Raw genomic sequence first — 15,594 nt, 5'->3', positions numbered from 1 at the left:
TCAGAGTCCGATCCCGCCGGCGATCAGCGCGCGCAGCGCCGCCGGCGTGTCCGAGTCGCGGGCGTACGGGCCGACCAGCCCGGCGCTGACCGGGCGGGCGAGCAGGTCACGCGAGATGGCCAGGACCTCGTCGGCGGTGACCGCGGTGATCGCGTCCAATTCGTCCTGTACGGAGCGGTAGCGGCCGCGGACCAGCTCGTTCTTGCCGATCCGGCTCATCTTGGACTCGCTGTCCTCCAGGCCCAGGATGGTCGAACCGACGAGCTGGCCCTTGGCCCGGGTGATCTCCTCGTCGGTCAGGCCGTCACGGGCGACGGTCAGTTCGTGCCGGACGACATCGACCGCCTCGGCGAGGTTCTCGGGCTGGCAGCCGACGTAGACGGAGAACGACCCGGTACCGGCGTAGGCCGAGGTCGAGGTGTAGCAGGAGTAGGCGAGTCCGCGTTCCTCGCGGATCTCACGGAACAGCCGGGAACTCATCCCGCCGCCCATGGCCGTCGACCACACGGCGAGCGCGTGACGGCGCGGATCGGCACGCCCGAGGGCACGGACGCCGACACACAGGTGGGCCTGCTCCGTGTCGCGTTCGATGACGGTCAGCGCGCCGCCCCGGGGGGTCCCGCGGACGGCACCGAGACGCGGTGCGACAGGCGCGGTCCCGGTCGACAGGTAGGGCCCGAAGGCCTTGCGGACCCAGCGCAGCACGTCGGTGTGCTGGATGCCGCCGGCCACCGACACGACCATCCGCGACGGCTCGTAGCGCCGGCGGTAGTACCCGGCGATCTGACTGCGGGACAGTTGCTCGATGGTCTCGACGGTGCCGATGACCGGGCGCTCGAGAAGCTCACCGGTGAAGACGGTCGAAGAGAACATGTCGTTGAGGACGTCCTCGGGATCGTCGTCGCGCATGGCGATCTCCTCGAGGATCACCTGCCGCTCGACGTCCACGTCCGCACGGGCGATGCTGGCGTCCAGCACGACGTCGCAGACCAGCTCGACGGCCATCTGCGCTTCGGCGGCGAGCACGTGCGCGTAGTAGCAGGTGTACTCGTGCGAGGTGAAGGCGTTGAGGTCGCCCCCGACCGCGTCGACCGCGATCGAGATGTCACGGCCCGATCGGGTCGAGGTGCCCTTGAAGAGAAGGTGTTCCAGGAAGTGCGACGCCCCGGACAGCCGGGGGGTCTCGTCGATCGAGCCGACGCCGACCCAGATCCCCACCGACGCGCTGCGGGAACCGGGGACGCTCTCGGTGATCACCCGCAGGCCGCCGGGAACCTCCGAGAACATGACAACGCCACCATCGGGCGAACGTTCGAGGACCTTGGTCCGGGTACGCGGCGTCACGATGGTGGCGTTGTCGATGTCAGTACGAGGTACGGGTGTCTCAGTTGGCCGAGACCGCGTCCGCGTCGGCGGCCGCCGGCGCATCGGCGGCCACCGGCACGAGGCTGATTTTGCCGCGGGCGTCGATCTCGGCGATCTCGACCTGCAGCTTGTCGCCGACGTTCACGACGTCCTCGACCTTGGAGATCCGCTTGCCGCTGCCGAGCTTCGAGATGTGCACGAGGCCGTCACGTCCCGGAAGGAGCGACACGAACGCGCCGAAGGCGGTCGTCTTCACGACGGTGCCGAGGAAGCGCTCGCCGACCTTGGGCAGCTGCGGATTCGCGATCGAGTTGATGATGTCGATCGCGGCCTGCGCGGACTCTCCCGAGGCCGCGGAGACGTAGACGGTGCCGTCGTCCTCGATGGCGATGTCGGCGCCGGTCTGCTCGGTGATCGAGTTGATCATCTTGCCCTTCGGCCCGATGAGCTCGCCGATCTTGTCGACCGGGATCTTGACCGAGGTGATGCGCGGCGCGTGGACGCTCATCTCGTCGGGCTCGTCGATCGCCTCGTTCATGACGTCGAGGATGGTCAACCGCGCGTCCTTGGCCTGCGACAGGGCGGCCTTGAGGACATCCGAGGGGATGCCGTCGAGCTTGGTGTCCAGCTGCAGCGCGGTGACGAACTGGCGGGTGCCGGCGACCTTGAAGTCCATGTCGCCGAAGGCGTCCTCGGCTCCCAGGATGTCGGTCAGCGCGACGTACTTGGTCTCACCGTCGATCTCGGACGACACCAGACCCATGGCGATGCCGGCGACCGGGGCCTTCAGCGGCACACCGGCGTTGAGCAGCGACAGCGTCGAGGCACAGACCGAACCCATCGAGGTGGAACCGTTGGAGCCCAACGCCTCCGACACCTGGCGGATCGCGTAGGGGAACTCCTGCTTCGACGGCAGCACCGGCACCAGGGCGCGCTCGGCGAGCGCTCCGTGGCCGATCTCGCGCCGCTTCGGCGAGCCGACCCGGCCGGTCTCACCGGTGGAGTACGGCGGGAAGTTGTAGTTGTGCATGTAGCGCTTGCGCGTCTCCGGGGAGAGCGTGTCCAGCTGCTGCTCCATACGGAGCATGTTCAGCGTGGTGACACCCAGGATCTGGGTCTCGCCGCGCTCGAACAGCGCCGAACCGTGGACGCGCGGTAAGTAGCCGACCTCGGCGGACAGGGTCCGGATGTCGGACAGGCCGCGGCCGTCGATACGGACCTGCTCGGTGATGATGCGGTTGCGGACGGTCTTCTTGTTGACCGCCTGGTAGGCCTTGCCGATCTCGGCCTCGCGGCCGGCGAAGCGGTCACCGAGCTGGGTCAGCAGGTCGGCCTTGATCTCGTCGACCCGGGCCTCACGCTCGTGCTTGCCGGCGATGGCCTGCGCCTCGGCGACGGAGGCACCGACGATCTCGTTGACGGCGTCGAAGACGTCGCTCTGGTAGGCCGGGAACAGCTTGAAGTCGCCGGTCTCCTTGGAGGACTGGGCGGCCAGCTCCTGCTGCGCCTGCACCAGCTGGCGCAGGAACGGCTTCGCCGCCTCCAGGCCCTGGGCGACGATCTCCTCGGTGGGGGCGGTCGCGCCCTCGCCGATCAGGGTGTAGGCGTCGGCGGTGGCCTCGGCCTCCACCATCATGATGGCGATGTCGCTGTCGTCGCCGTCTCCCACCAACCGGCCGGCGACGACCATGTCGAACACGGCCTTCTCCAGCTGCGAGTGCGTCGGGAAGGCGACCCACTGGGAGCCGATGAGGGCGACGCGCACACCGGCGACGGGGCCGGAGAACGGCAGGCCGGCGATCTGGGTGGACGCGGACGCGGCGTTGATGGCCAGGACGTCGTACAGCACGTCCGGGTTCAGGGCCATGACCGTGATGACGACCTGGATCTCGTTGCGCAGGCCGTCGGCGAAGGACGGACGCAGCGGGCGGTCGATGAGGCGGCAGGTGAGGATGGCGTCCTCGGAGGGGCGGCCCTCACGACGGAAGAACGAGCCGGGGATGCGGCCCGCGGCGTACATCCGCTCCTCGACGTCGATGGTGAGCGGGAAGAAGTCGAACTGCTCCTTCGGGTGCTTGCCGGCGCTGGTGGCGCTCAGCAGCATGGTGTCCTCGTCCAGGTAGGCGGCGACGGAGCCGGCGGCCTGCTGGGCGAGACGCCCGGTCTCGAAGCGGATGGTGCGGGTGCCGTGGGCGCCGTTGTCCAGGACAGCGGTGGCGCTCAGAGCGGTGTCGTCTGACATGTATCTCCTTGGTGGGACGGTGAGTCACTCCGTCCACCGGTGCCTGTCAGCGGGGCCGATCATCGATCGAAGCCGCCGGACGGGGTCCGGGGGCCACTACCGAGGACCGGCGCGGGTCTGACGTGCGACACGCGGTGGGCCGGGAGCGTTCGGCTGGGCGGCGGGTCGCCGCCCAGCCGGGTGAGCTATCGGCGCAGGCCGAGGCGCTCGATCAGGCTGCGGTATCGCGCGATGTCGACGGTCTGCAGGTAGCGCAGCAGGCGACGACGCTTACCCACGAGGCCCAGCAGGCCCCGACGGGTGTGGTGGTCGTGCTTGTGCTCCTTCAGGTGCTCCGTCAGGTCGGCGATCCGCTTGGTCAGCAGGGCCACCTGGGCCTCGGCCGAACCGGTGTCGGTGTCATGCAGGCCGTACTCGGCGAGAATGCCCTTTTTCTGGTCGGTGGTCAGTGCCACGCCAACTCCTTGTGTTTCTGTACCGTGATCGTCCCGCTCCGGACGTGTGCCGGGGGGTGGACGGTGTCGGCAGCCACGGACTGCAGCCGAACCCAACCGCTGAGTCTACCAGCGGGGATCCGACGGCCGTACCGGGTGTGGCGCGTCCGGCGCGGAGCGTGACGGCCCGCATCCGGCACCCTGCCACCGCGTCGCCGCTGTGCCCGCGCCGCGCCGCGGAACCTCCCGACGCCGCTGGAGGACAGCACCGCCGGGGCCGGCGGCCGGGCGCGGTGCGGCCGGGTGAACGGCACGGCCGGGGCCGGCTCCGCGCGCGTGGGACCTGCCGGGGCCTGCTGCCGCGTGCCGCGGCCGGAGGAACAGCCGGGTGCCGGGCGCGGGCGCGGCCGGGGTCAGAAGACGAGGGCGCGGAGTTCCCCGCCGACGTCACGCATCCCGGCCAGCACCTCCGGGAGCCGGTCCGGGCCGGCCGGGTCCCAGTCGGCGAGCACGGCGTAGGCGACGGTGCGCCAGGGGCCGACGACGACCCCGACGTCGCAGCGGACGCCGGCGTCGACGCCGGTCGTGTGGTGCAGCCGGACCGGCGCGCCGCGGGCGGTGTGCGCCAACGGGTCCCATCCCCAGCCGGCGGGCACCATCGACAGGTCCGACCGGTCGGCCAGCCAGCCGAGCATCAGCTGCGAGACGTCGGGGTCGATCAGGCGGCGGACCGCCATCGCGGCCATCAGCCGGGCCAGCTCGACCGCGGTGCCGGTGGACGGCGTGGCCGGATCGTCCGGACCGCGGTGGTCGCGGACCCGGTCGAGCAGCGCGGTGTCACGGAGCTCCAGCAGGGCGGCGGTCTCACGCACCGTCTCCAGACCCACCCGGCGCAGCAGCACGTTGGTCGCGAGGTTGTCGCCGGCCGAGCCGACCAGCTGACAGAGATCGCGGACGGCGAGCTCGTCGACGGCCAGGTGCTGCCAGATCCCGGAGCCGCCGGCGGTGTCGGCCGCGGTGCGCCGCAGCCGCTCGGCCGGCGACAGCCGACCGGTGACGATCAACCGGGCGGCCGTGGTGAGCAGCAGCAGCGTGCCGACACCCGCCGTCCGCGCGACCAGATCCCCGTCCTGCGAACGGATCGCGGCCCCGGTGTCGGCGTCGACGAGGGCCACGGACCACCGCAGGTCGGACATCGTCCGAGCGTAGCGAGCCGACCCACCGGGCACGGTCCATCCGTGGAGGTGCCGGCTGGTCCAGGTGGCGGCGCCGTGCCGGCACCGCACCGCTCCCCCCGGGCCCCGACGGGCCACGGCGGCGCCCGGCCCTGCACGCTCCTCGCCGACATCGGTCGGGGTGCGGTCCGGCTGTCGGCCGGCCTACCGCCACAGCTGCCCGACCCCGCCCGGTCGCCGCCCGGACGTCTCTCCCGGGGGCCGCACGCGGCCGACTCCCCGGACGGTCGACGACCCCACCGGCCGGGCGTCGGGGACCCACGCCCCGACCACCGGCCTCGCGGATCGTCATCGTCCCGGACGGGGACCGGCGCCACCGACCGCGTCGACCCCGTCGACCCCGTCGGCCCCGTCGACCCCGTCGGTCGCATCGACCCCAGACCGCTACCGGATGGTGATGGACGGCATCACCAGCTGCGCACCGGTCGGCATCCGGAGCGCGGTCCCGAGCTGCGGCAGGCCGCCCAGCACCGCCCGCGGGTCCTCACTGTTGGTCGGCCGCCCGAGCCGGGCCAGCGGGCTGATCCGGCCGGCCCGCCGCACCGGTGCGTCGTCGGGCAGACCGGCCCGCTCGCGGGCGATCCGGACGGCGTCACGCAACCCACCGAGCTCGTCCACCAGGCCGACCCCGAGCGCGTCGCTTCCGGTCCAGACCCGGCCGCGCGCGATCTCGTCGATCTCGGCGACGGTGCGGCCGCGGGCCTGCGCGACCTTGCCGACGAAATCGTCGTAGACGGCGTCCACCGCAGCGGCCAGACGCTCGCGTTCGTCGTCGGTGAAACCGCGGCGGGACGAGAACATCAGCGACCGGGACCCGTGCTCGACGGACCCGGTGTTGACCCCGAGCCGGTTGAGAAGTGCCCGCAGCACCACCTTTCCGCCGAACACGCCGATGGACCCGGTGAGCGTCGCGGGCAGCGCGACGATGACGTCGGCGGGACAGGCGACGTAGTAGCCGCCGGACGCGGCGGCGGATCCCATCGACACGATCACCGGCTTGCCGGCCTCGCGGACCCGGCACACCTCGCGCCAGATGGTCTCCGAGGCCACCGCGGACCCGCCGGGCGAGTCGACGTGCAGCACCACCGCGGCGACCTGCGCACTGTCGGTGGCGGCCCGCAGGGCGGCGGACACCGAGTCGCTGCCGACCTGACGGCCCATCGGGGTGCGGCGGGAGCGGCCGGAGACGATGCCGCCGCGGATGTCCACCAGCGCCACGTGCCTGCGGGAGCGGGCCGGCAGGCGGAGCCGCCGACGGGGACGCCAGCGGTCGGCGAAGAGCAGCTCGCTGGGCCTGCCGATGGTGGCGCGGATCGCCGCGTACGCCTGGTCGCGGTACCCCAGCTCGTCGACCAGCCGGACGTCGAGCGCCTCCGCGGCGGTCCGCGGGCCGGTGTCGGTCAGCTCCCGCACCCGCGACGGGGCCATCCCGCGGCCGGCGGCGATCATCGCGACGCCGCCGTCGAACAGCGACTCCGCGAGCCGATCGGACGCGGTGCGGTGCGCCTCGGTGAACTCCGTCCGCAGGACCTGATCGGCGGCGTTCTTGAACTCCCGGCGTTGCTCGAGCTGCGGCTCGACGCCGAGCCGGTCGAGTGCGCCCCTGACGAACGTGGTCTCGATGCCGACCCCGAGCAGGCCGAGCCCGCCGCCGGGCTGCAGCCAGATCCGGTCGAACGCGGTCGCCAGGACGTACCCGGCGGTGTCGCCGGTGCCCTCACCGAAACTCTCGGCCCACGCCACCGTCGGCTTGCCGCCGGCCGCGAACGCACGGACGGCGAGCCGCAGCTCCTGCATCACCGCCCACGGCAGCGGGCCGCCGACCTTCGCGATGAGTCCACCCACCCGGGGGTAGTCGGCCGCCTCGTGCAGCGCCCGCAGGGCCGGTCGGAGCTGGTGGCCGGCGCGCCCGGCGAGCCGGCCGAGCACACCGTCACCACCGGACTCCGCCGGCGCGCGGGTGAGGTCGAGCTCCAGCAGCAGCAGGGGTCGTCGACCCGGCAGGTAGGACATCACCCCACCGTAGACAGCACGCTGACGGGCGGTCAGGCCTCGACCGGGGACGTGCCGAGAATGGCGTGCGTGCGCGAGATGTCGCGGTCGATCTCGGCCATCATGAGCTCGGCCGACTCGAACTTCCACATCCCGCGCAACCGCTCGACGAAGTCGATGGCCACCCGGCGACCGTAGAAGTTGCCGCCACCGTCCAACGCGAACGCCTCGATCCGACGTTCCTTGCCCTCGAAGGTCGGGTTGGTGCCGACCGACACCGCGGCGGGTGACCGGCGGGTGCCGACCTGCAGCCAGGCGGCGTAGACACCGTCGGCGGGGATGGCGGCGTGCGGGGTGGTGTCCAGGTTGGCGGTGGGGATGCCCAGGCCGGTGCCGCGCCCGTCACCGTGCACGACGACGCCCTCGACCCGGTGCGGCCGGCCCAGCGCGGCGGCCGCGGCGGTGACGTCACCGGCGGCCACACAGGCCCGCACGTAGGTGGAGGAGATCTTCGAGGCACCCTCGGACAGCAGCTCCACACCCTCGGCCCGGAACCCCCAGCGCTCCCCCAGGTCCTGCAGCAACGCCACCGTCCCGGCTCCCTTGTGCCCGAACCGGAAGTCGTGTCCGACGATGACCTCGGCGACGAAGAGCCTCTCGACCAGCACCTCGTGCACGAAGCTCTCCGGCGAGGTCGCGGCGACCGCACCGGTGAAGGGGAACGCACAGAACACGTCCACCCCGAGACCCTCGGCGAGCTCGGCGCGGCGGCGCAGCGGCGTCAGCTCGGCCGGATGACTGCCGGGCCGGATGACCTCGGCGGGGTGCGGGTCGAACGTCATCATCACGGCCGGCAGGCCCAGCGCCCGGGCTCTGTCCACGGCGGCACCGACGATCTTCTGGTGACCCCGGTGCAGCCCGTCGAACACCCCGACGGTGAGCACACAGCGCCCCCACCCGGTGGGTACCTCGTCCACGCCTCGCCAGCGCTGCACCGTCGACTCCTCCTCAGCTCGCCGCGTGCCACACCAGCACGGGCTTCGCCCGCTCGCCGTCCTCGGCCAGCAGTGCGAGCAGTTCTCCTGCAGTGTCCAGCACCGCGTAGGTGCCGTTGATTCCCGCCGCCGCCAGCGGACGCCCGTAGGACAGATCGCGGGCCTCGTCGGCCGACGCCCGGCGGATCGGGAACGAGAGCTCGGCGGCCCGTGGGGCCGGCAGGATCGCGGCGTGCGCGGTGTCGCGGTCGTCCGCCCCCATGGACCACAGATCCAGCGCACCGCCCACGCCGAACGGACCGATCCGGGTGCGGCGCAGCGCGGTCAGGTGCGCCCCGACCCCGAGAGCGGTCCCGAGGTCGCGCGCCAGGGCCCGGATGTAGGTACCGGTGGTGCAGTCCACCATCACGTCCACGTCCACCACGCGCGTGCCGGTGGGCCCGCCGCCGGTGTCGGTGCCGACCTCCGCGCCGCGACGGATCGCGAGGACGTCGAACCGGCTGACGGTGACCGGCCGTGCGGCCAGCGTCACCGTCGCACCCGACCGGACCAGGTCGTAGGCGCGCTTGCCGTCGACCTTGATCGCCGACACCGAGCTGGGCACCTGCATCAGGTCACCGGTGAGCGCGGCGATCCCGGCGGCGAGGGCGTCGTCGCCGACCGCGGTCGCGTCCGTGCTGCTCACGACGTCGCCCTGGGCGTCGTCGGTGGTGGTGGCCTGCCCGAGCCGGATGGTCGCGAGGTAGGACTTGTCCTTCAACGCGAGGTGTCCGAGGAGCTTGGTGCCACGTTCCACCCCGAGGACCAGCAGGCCGGACGCGAGCGGGTCGAGGGTGCCCGCGTGACCCACCCGGCGGGTGCCGAGCACCCGGCGGCCGCGCCCGACGATGTCGTGCGAGGTGGGCCCGGTGGGCTTGTCGACCAGCAGCAGGCCGGGGATCAGGGGGTGCCTCCGGTAGGGGTGGATCCGCCGACGTGGCGGTCGAAGCGGTGCGGGTGCACCTCGATGGGGCCGTGGCCGCCGGCCGCCTGCAACTCCAGCAGCTGCCGGCGGACCCGCAGCCACCAGACCGTGAGCCGGTACAGACCGAAGGCGGTGAGCAGCAGGATCGCCACGAACGCCCAGCGGTAGCCGGTGGTGGTCTTCACCGGTCCGGGCTCGACGATGTCGAGGATCTGGCCGACCAGCAGCACCCCGGTCAGGGTGGCGATCCAGCCGCCGGAGTTGACCAGTCCGGTGGCGGTGGAGATCCGGTGCCGCGGGTTGTAGTCACGCGCGAGCAGGAAGCCGACCATCGACGACGGGCCACCGACGGCCAGCAGCACCATCATCACGACGATCACCCCGAGGGGCGGATGCCCACCCGGCCAGCCGATGAGCAGCCCCCAGATCGCCAGGTTGAGGATGCTCACCCCGAACGCCACCGGCACCCGGATGGACGGCCGCCGGCCGAGCAGGGTGCCCAGCGACACCGAGAACAGGCACTGCGCCACGACGGTCAGCAGCAGCAGGCTGGACGCCAGACCGCGGGAGTAACCCAGCGCCGCGGTCAGGTACGGGAAACCCCACAGCACGGTGAACACCGCGGAGCCGCTCATGGTGGTGAAGTGCACCCAGAAGCCGAGCCGGCCACCGGGCTCCCGGAACGACCTCGACACCTCGCCGGCCAGCTGCCGGCCCCGGACGGCCTCGGCCGGGGCGGCCTGGGCCAGGTACGGCGGCGGTTCGGTGCCCTTGCGCACCAGCACCAGCGCGTACACCAGGCACAGTCCGCCGGCCAGCGAGAACGTCGGCACCCACCCCCAGATCGGCAGCAGGGCGGCCAGCGGGACGGTGGCCGCAACGTTGCCGACGACGCCGAAGAACCCGGAGAACGAGGTCAGCAGCGGGTAGCGGCGGCCGGGGAACCAGGCCGAGATGAGCCGCAGCACGCTGACGTAGGTCATCGCGTCGCCGCAGCCGAGGATGCCGCGGGAGACCAGCGCCAGCGGGTAGTTCGGCGCGAAGGCGAAACCGAGCTGACCGACGGCCATGACGAGGGCGGCGGTCAGCAGCATCCGGCGGGGGCCGAACCGGTCGATGAGGATGCCGGCGGGCACCTGCATCCCGGCGTAGACGGCCAGCTGCAGGGTGATGAAGATGCCCAGCGCCGCGGACTCGATGCCGAAACGGGTCAAGGCGTCCGGACCGGCCACGCCGAGGGTGCTGCGGTTGAACACCGCCAGCATGTAGACACCGGCGCCGATGCCCCAGACGGCCCATGCGCGGCGGCTGATGTCGGTGCTCACGTCAGAGGGACGTTCCACGCGCTGTCGAGTTGGGCCGTCAACGCCGCGCCGCTGCCGACGAAGGTGTAGCCGGCCGCGCGCGGATGCCCGCCACCCCCGCAGCGGACGGCGACCTCGGCGACGTCCAACGCGCCGTGTGAGCGCAACGACACCTGCCAGACGTCGTCGTCGGTCTGCTTGGCGACCACCGCGACCTCGGCCTCGGCGCTGGTCCGGACGATGTCGATCACCGCGTCGAGCTCCTCGCGGCGCAGCCCGGCGGCGGTCTCGAGCGGGATCCTGACCACGACCTGGCCGAGACCGCGGGCGCCGGCCGGGTCCAGGACGGCGGCGGTGAGCACGGTGCCGAGCATGGTCAGCCAGCCGAACGGATGGGTGTCGGAGATCGGCCGCAGCACCTCGTCGGCGACGACGCCGGCCTCGAGGAGCCGGGCGGCGAGCCGGTGTCCGGCGGGACTGGCGAAGCGGAAGTTGACCGTGTCGGTGGCCAGGCCCGCGTACAGGTCGGTGGCGATCTCGGTGGTGAGCGGGCAGCCGAGCTCGTCGAGCAGCGCCGCGATCATCACCACCGTGGCTTCGGCGTGCGGGTCGATCCAGTTCAGCCGGCCGAAGCCGAGGTTGCTGGCGTGGTGGTCGATGACGATGCTGTCGCGGGCCGTCTCCAGGATGTCGACCAGTCCACCGAGCCGCCCGGACGAGGCGACGTCGACGCAGACGACGAGGTCCGCGGTGCGGGACGGATCCCGGGTGACGAGGTGCTGCCCGGGCAGGGCGGCGAGGGACTCCGGGACGGCGGGCTCGTCGAACGCGACCTCGACGGAAGTGCCCCGGGCATCCAGTGCCAGGCCCAGCGCGAGTGCGCTGCCCAGGGTGTCGGCGTCGGGGTTGACGTGGGAGAGGATGAGCACCGAGCGGGCCGCGGTGATGCGTTCCGCCACGTGGTGCACGGGTGCCGCCGTGGAGAAAAGGGGGGCGGCACTCATCTGTTCAGCGTAGTTCCTCGCCGTTCGGCTCCGGTTCGTCGAGGACGTGACGAAGATCGTCGCCCGGTGCCCACCTCGGATCGGAGCCGGTCCACGAGGCCCACCCCGACCGCGGCCACCCGCACCCGGACCGGGACGGCCGCGCCTGCGACGGAGGCACGGATGCGTTCGCGGGCGGGCCGGTCGCCTCCCGGCTCCGCACCCCCACTACCGGACGGGCCGGGCTGCCGGCGGACCGGGATGCACCCGCTGGAGCACCCGGTCGCTGACGACGCGGCCCGGGGACACCGTTGCAACGACCGGGTGCGGTCCGCGGAGTCAGCCAGGACCAGCGCTCGTCGGAGCGCGCCGCACGGCGCGTCCATCCGCCGACGCCGACACCTATCCTCTGACCGAGGGACTTTCACCGAAGAGGAGCTGCCGTCCGGCGGCCGGGGACGAGAACGGTCGACGTGCACGCTGATCGCATCACCATCTACGAGGTGGCCGAGCGTGCCGGCGTGAGCATCTCGACGGTGTCCAACGCGGTCAACAAGCCCGACCGGGTCAGCGCAGAGACGCGGCGGCGGGTGCTCGCGGCGGCGGACGAACTCGGGTTCGTACCCAAGGTCGCCGCCGCCGACCTCGCCCGCAAGGGCACGGGGCGGATCGGCGTCATGGCGCCGTTCACGTCCTACGCGTCGTTCCTGCGCCGGCTGTCCGGCGTCATCGGCGCGGCCGGCGCGGGGGGTATGGAGGTCGTCGTCTACGACCACGAGTCCGCCGCGTCCACGTCGTCCCCGACGCTGGCCAGCATGCCGATCCACGGACGTCTGGACGGTCTCATCGTGATGGGCCTGGACATCGAGCACGGCATCGCCGAGCGGTTCCACCGGCGCGGCCTGCCGACGGTGGCGGTGGACGCCGAGAGTGACTTCTTCTCACGGGTTCTCGTCGACGACGTGGACGGCGGCCGGATCGCCGCCCGGCATCTCGTCGAACGGGGCCACACCCGGTGCGGCTACCTTCTCGAGCGCCAGGTCGCCGACTACGAGTCGCAGGCGATCAAGCGGCTCGCCGGTTTCCGTGAGGTGATGGCGGGTGCCGGGCCGGACCCGGTCCTCATCGCCGCCAGCGACAACTCCGTGGCCGGCGCCCGGGTGGCGGCCGGCCAGCTGCTGGACCGGCCCGACCGCCCGACCGCGGTGATGGCCCACCACGACCTGCTGGCCGTCGGTGTGCTGCTGGCCGCGCGCGACCGCGGGCTGCGGGTGCCCGAGGACCTCGCCGTGATGGGCTTCGACGACGGTGAGTCGGCCGCCGCCGCCGATCTGACGACGGTCCGGCAACCCTTCGAGGAGTCCGGCCGGGCGGCGGTCGACCTCCTGCTGCGCAACGACGGCCGCAGCAGTGTCCGCACCACGACCATGCTCGACGTCGAACTCGTCCCCCGCTCCACGACCTGACCCCCGGCGCGCCTGGCGTCCCCGCTGTCCGGCCGATAAAAGTGCTTCTACTAAACCACTTGACAGTGCGGTCCCGGTCGGGGTTTGCTTGCGGCACAACGACGTGAGAGTTCCGCTGCGGGAAACGTCCCGGCGCGGCCGCCCGCCCCGGGCGACGTCGCCGACGCCACGGAGGAGTTCGTCATGACGCTCGACGCACCGGTGGCGGAGTTCCTCGCCTTCAAGCCCGATGCCGGAGCGTCCGGGACCCCGGTGGCCGACCGCCGCCGGGCCATCCTCGACGCGTCCGACGAGATCTTCCGCCGCTTCGGTGAACCGGCCCCGGACGTCGCCTCGGTGACCGACCACGTCGTCGATCAGCCCGGTGGGGCGATCCGCGTCCGGGTCTACCGCCCGCACGCCGCCGCGCCGCTGCCCGTGCACGTGTTCATCCACGGCGGCGGCTTCTGGCTCGGGTCCGTCGACGAGCTGGTCGTGGACGCCACCTGCCGGGAACGCAGCACCGGCGCCGACTGCGTGGTGGTCGCCGTGGACTACCGGCTGGCGCCGGAGCATCCCTTCCCCACGCCGGTCGAGGACTGCTACCGCGCGTTGCTGTGGGCCCACGAGCACGCGGCGTCCCTGGGCGGCGACCCGTCGGTACTCACGATCGGCGGGGTCTCGGCGGGTGCGAACCTCGCCGCCGCGGTCACCCTCGCCGTCCGCGACCGCGGCGGGCCGCCGCTGGCTCTGCAACTGCTCGAAGTCCCGGCGCTGGACCTGACGCTCTCATCGATGGTGGCCTCCGGTGTCGGCGACGACCACGGCATCAGCGTCGCCGACATGGCCGTCACCGTCGACCTCTACCTGCCGGCGCCGGCCGATCCGACGTCGCCGTACGCGTCGCCGCTGCTCGCGACCGACCTGCGCGGCCTGCCGCCGGCGCACATCCTGACCGCGGAGTTCGACCCGCTGCGCCACGAGGGCGAGCGATACGCCGAACGGCTGCGGGACGCCGGCGTGCCGGTCGTCTGCCGTCGCCAACCCGGGGCCGTCCACGGCTCCCTGGCTCTCACCGGCCGCTGGGAACCGGCCCGGCAGTGGCGGGCGCACCTGCTCGACGCCCTCCGACAGGCGCACCACCGGGCCCCCGGGGCCTGACCCCCTCACCCACCACCCGGCGGACGGACCCCGACCACCGGCGCTTCCCCCATCCCGAGGAGTTCGCATGTCCACAGCACTGCGCCGGCGTCGTGCCGGCACCCCCGGATCGGTCCTGACCGCCCTGGCCCTGGGCGGCGTGCTCGCCGTCGCCGGCTGCTCGGCCCCCGGCGCCTCGACCACCTCGTCGTCCAGCAGCACCGCCCCGTCGTCGGCCGCCTCCGGGAGCGGCACCGCGGCGGCCGCCGCGGTGGACTGCGGCAGCGACCCCGTCACCATGAAGGCCTACTTCGAGACCGGGTTCCCGCTGCCGAAGGACCTGACCACCGAGTTCACCAAGCAGTTCCCCAACGTCACCTGGGACATCCGCGAGGACCAGTTCGCCGTCATCACCCAGAACGCCGCCCGCACCCTGGCCGACAGCCCGCCCGACCTGATCCGGCTTCCGCAGCTGTCGTCGTTGGCCAAGGACGGCCTGCTGAAGAATCTCGACGACTACGCCACCTCGTTCGGTTGGGACCAGTGGCCGGCGTCGCAGTTGTCGCAGCTACGGGTGGCCGAGGACGGCACCCGTGGCGACGGTCCGCTGCTCGCGATGGGCCTGAACTTCAGCATGACCGGCGTGTTCTACAACAAGGAGCTCGCAGCCAAGGCCGGCATCACCGCGCCGCCGACCACGCTGGCCGAGTTCGACGCGGACCTGCAGAAGGCCAAGGACGCCGGCATCACGCCGATCGCCCAGTTCAACGGCGGCGCCACCGGGGGCCTGGCCTTCCCGCTGCAGAACCTGATGGCGGTGTACGGCTCCCCCACCGACATCAACGACTGGATCTTCAACAAGTCCGGCGCCAGCATCGACACCCCCGAGAACCTCCAGGCCGCACAGCACCTGAAGAAGTGGATCGACGCCGGCTACTTCGCCTCGGACGTCAACGCCATGGACTACGCCACGATGATGAGCCGCTTCATCGGCGGCGAGAGCCTGTTCATCTTCGACGGCGACTGGGAGTCCGGGAACCTGGACAAGCAGATGCCGGGCAACGTCGGCTTCTTCCTGACCCCGCCGGTCGAGGCCGGCGGCGCTCAGGCCGCGATGTCGGCGCCGCTGACCTACGGCATCGCCGCCAACGCCGAGCACGCCGACTGCGCCGCGTTCTTCCTGAACTGGGTGGCGACCGACGAGAAGGCACGTGACATCGGCGTGACCGTCGGTGGTTCGCACCCGATGGGGCCGGCCGACGCGTACATGCCGGCTGTCGCCGAGGGCACCGTCACCGCCGAGACGCTGGAGGCCGGCGCGAAGGTCGTCGCCGACAACGGTTCGATGGACTTCATCGCCAACGCCAACGGTTCCATCTATGCCAAGAGCTGGACCCCGCAGCTGCAGTCGCTGGTCGCCGGCCAGCAGACCCCCGAGGGACTGCTCAGCACGGTCCAGGCCGACTACGTGGCCGACCAGGGCAACTGACCGGTC

At 72.3% G+C, this 15,594-nt stretch carries 12 protein-coding genes; 3 read left to right on the top strand and 9 right to left on the bottom strand.

From position 1 onward, the window contains the following. From DB033_RS03990 to DB033_RS03950, 9 genes are all read right to left on the bottom strand, one after another. The gene (locus DB033_RS03990) at positions 1–1,287 is read right to left on the bottom strand and encodes a M16 family metallopeptidase (RefSeq protein ID WP_240615721.1); all 1,287 of its coding nucleotides are present in this window, start codon (positions 1,285–1,287) and stop codon (positions 1–3) included. Positions 1,288–1,384: 97 nt separating this feature from the next. Beyond that, a complete protein-coding gene (locus DB033_RS03985; protein WP_111765552.1) occupies positions 1,385–3,607 on the bottom strand; it encodes a polyribonucleotide nucleotidyltransferase in 2,223 nt (740 codons plus the stop codon). Positions 3,608–3,792: 185 nt separating this feature from the next. Beyond that, positions 3,793–4,062 (bottom strand): 30S ribosomal protein S15, encoded by a 270-nt coding sequence (rpsO, locus tag DB033_RS03980; RefSeq protein WP_111765551.1) that lies wholly within the window; start codon positions 4,060–4,062, stop codon positions 3,793–3,795. Between the two features lie 392 nt (positions 4,063–4,454). Further along, positions 4,455–5,237, bottom strand: coding sequence for a serine hydrolase (locus tag DB033_RS03975; protein ID WP_111765550.1), 783 nt, complete (start codon positions 5,235–5,237; stop codon positions 4,455–4,457). A gap of 423 nt (positions 5,238–5,660) precedes the next feature. Then, the gene (gene sppA, locus DB033_RS03970) at positions 5,661–7,289 is read right to left on the bottom strand and encodes a signal peptide peptidase SppA (protein WP_111765549.1); all 1,629 of its coding nucleotides are present in this window, start codon (positions 7,287–7,289) and stop codon (positions 5,661–5,663) included. Between the two features lie 32 nt (positions 7,290–7,321). Further along, positions 7,322–8,263: a bifunctional riboflavin kinase/FAD synthetase gene (locus DB033_RS03965; protein ID WP_111765548.1), complete on the bottom strand. Its 942-nt coding sequence runs from the start codon at positions 8,261–8,263 to the stop codon at positions 7,322–7,324. A 13-nt stretch (positions 8,264–8,276) separates the two neighbouring features. Then, a complete protein-coding gene (gene truB / locus DB033_RS03960; protein WP_111767218.1) occupies positions 8,277–9,230 on the bottom strand; it encodes a tRNA pseudouridine(55) synthase TruB in 954 nt (317 codons plus the stop codon). Further along, positions 9,203–10,552: an MFS transporter gene (locus DB033_RS03955; RefSeq protein WP_111765547.1), complete on the bottom strand. Its 1,350-nt coding sequence runs from the start codon at positions 10,550–10,552 to the stop codon at positions 9,203–9,205. Before DB033_RS03955 ends, truB begins: the two co-directional genes overlap by 28 nt. Next, a complete protein-coding gene (locus DB033_RS03950) occupies positions 10,549–11,535 on the bottom strand; it encodes a DHH family phosphoesterase (protein WP_111765546.1) in 987 nt (328 codons plus the stop codon). Before DB033_RS03950 ends, DB033_RS03955 begins: the two co-directional genes overlap by 4 nt. Before the next feature lie 452 nt (positions 11,536–11,987). On the opposite strand from DB033_RS03950, the gene DB033_RS03945 reads away from it, so the two are divergent. From DB033_RS03945 to DB033_RS03935, 3 genes are all read left to right on the top strand, one after another. Continuing rightward, positions 11,988–12,980, top strand: coding sequence for a LacI family DNA-binding transcriptional regulator (locus tag DB033_RS03945; RefSeq protein ID WP_111765545.1), 993 nt, complete (start codon positions 11,988–11,990; stop codon positions 12,978–12,980). 183 nt (positions 12,981–13,163) lie between these two features. Beyond that, a complete protein-coding gene (locus DB033_RS03940; protein WP_111765544.1) occupies positions 13,164–14,120 on the top strand; it encodes an alpha/beta hydrolase in 957 nt (318 codons plus the stop codon). Positions 14,121–14,187: 67 nt separating this feature from the next. Then, complete coding sequence (locus tag DB033_RS03935; RefSeq protein ID WP_111765543.1) at positions 14,188–15,588, top strand: ABC transporter substrate-binding protein; 1,401 nt, start codon at positions 14,188–14,190, stop codon at positions 15,586–15,588. Positions 15,589–15,594 lie beyond the last annotated feature (6 nt).

This window comes from Nakamurella deserti (assembly GCF_003260015.1).
In the GTDB taxonomy this organism is placed as follows: domain Bacteria; phylum Actinomycetota; class Actinomycetes; order Mycobacteriales; family Nakamurellaceae; genus Nakamurella; species Nakamurella deserti.
This window is presented reverse-complemented; position numbering and strand designations above follow the sequence as displayed.

Bases quoted from the DNA above. Each gene is read 5' to 3' on its own strand.
- DB033_RS03990 (WP_240615721.1), bottom strand. From the start codon at position 1,287: ATGTTCTCGGAGGTTCCCGGCGGCCTGCGGGTGATCACCGAGAGCGTC.
- DB033_RS03985 (WP_111765552.1), bottom strand. From the start codon at position 3,607: ATGTCAGACGACACCGCTCTGAGCGCCACCGCTGTCCTGGACAACGGC.
- DB033_RS03975 (WP_111765550.1), bottom strand. From the start codon at position 5,237: ATGTCCGACCTGCGGTGGTCCGTGGCCCTCGTCGACGCCGACACCGGG.
- sppA (WP_111765549.1), bottom strand. From the start codon at position 7,289: ATGTCCTACCTGCCGGGTCGACGACCCCTGCTGCTGCTGGAGCTCGAC.
- DB033_RS03950 (WP_111765546.1), bottom strand. From the start codon at position 11,535: ATGAGTGCCGCCCCCCTTTTCTCCACGGCGGCACCCGTGCACCACGTG.
- DB033_RS03940 (WP_111765544.1), top strand. From the start codon at position 13,164: ATGACGCTCGACGCACCGGTGGCGGAGTTCCTCGCCTTCAAGCCCGAT.
- DB033_RS03935 (WP_111765543.1), top strand. From the start codon at position 14,188: ATGTCCACAGCACTGCGCCGGCGTCGTGCCGGCACCCCCGGATCGGTC.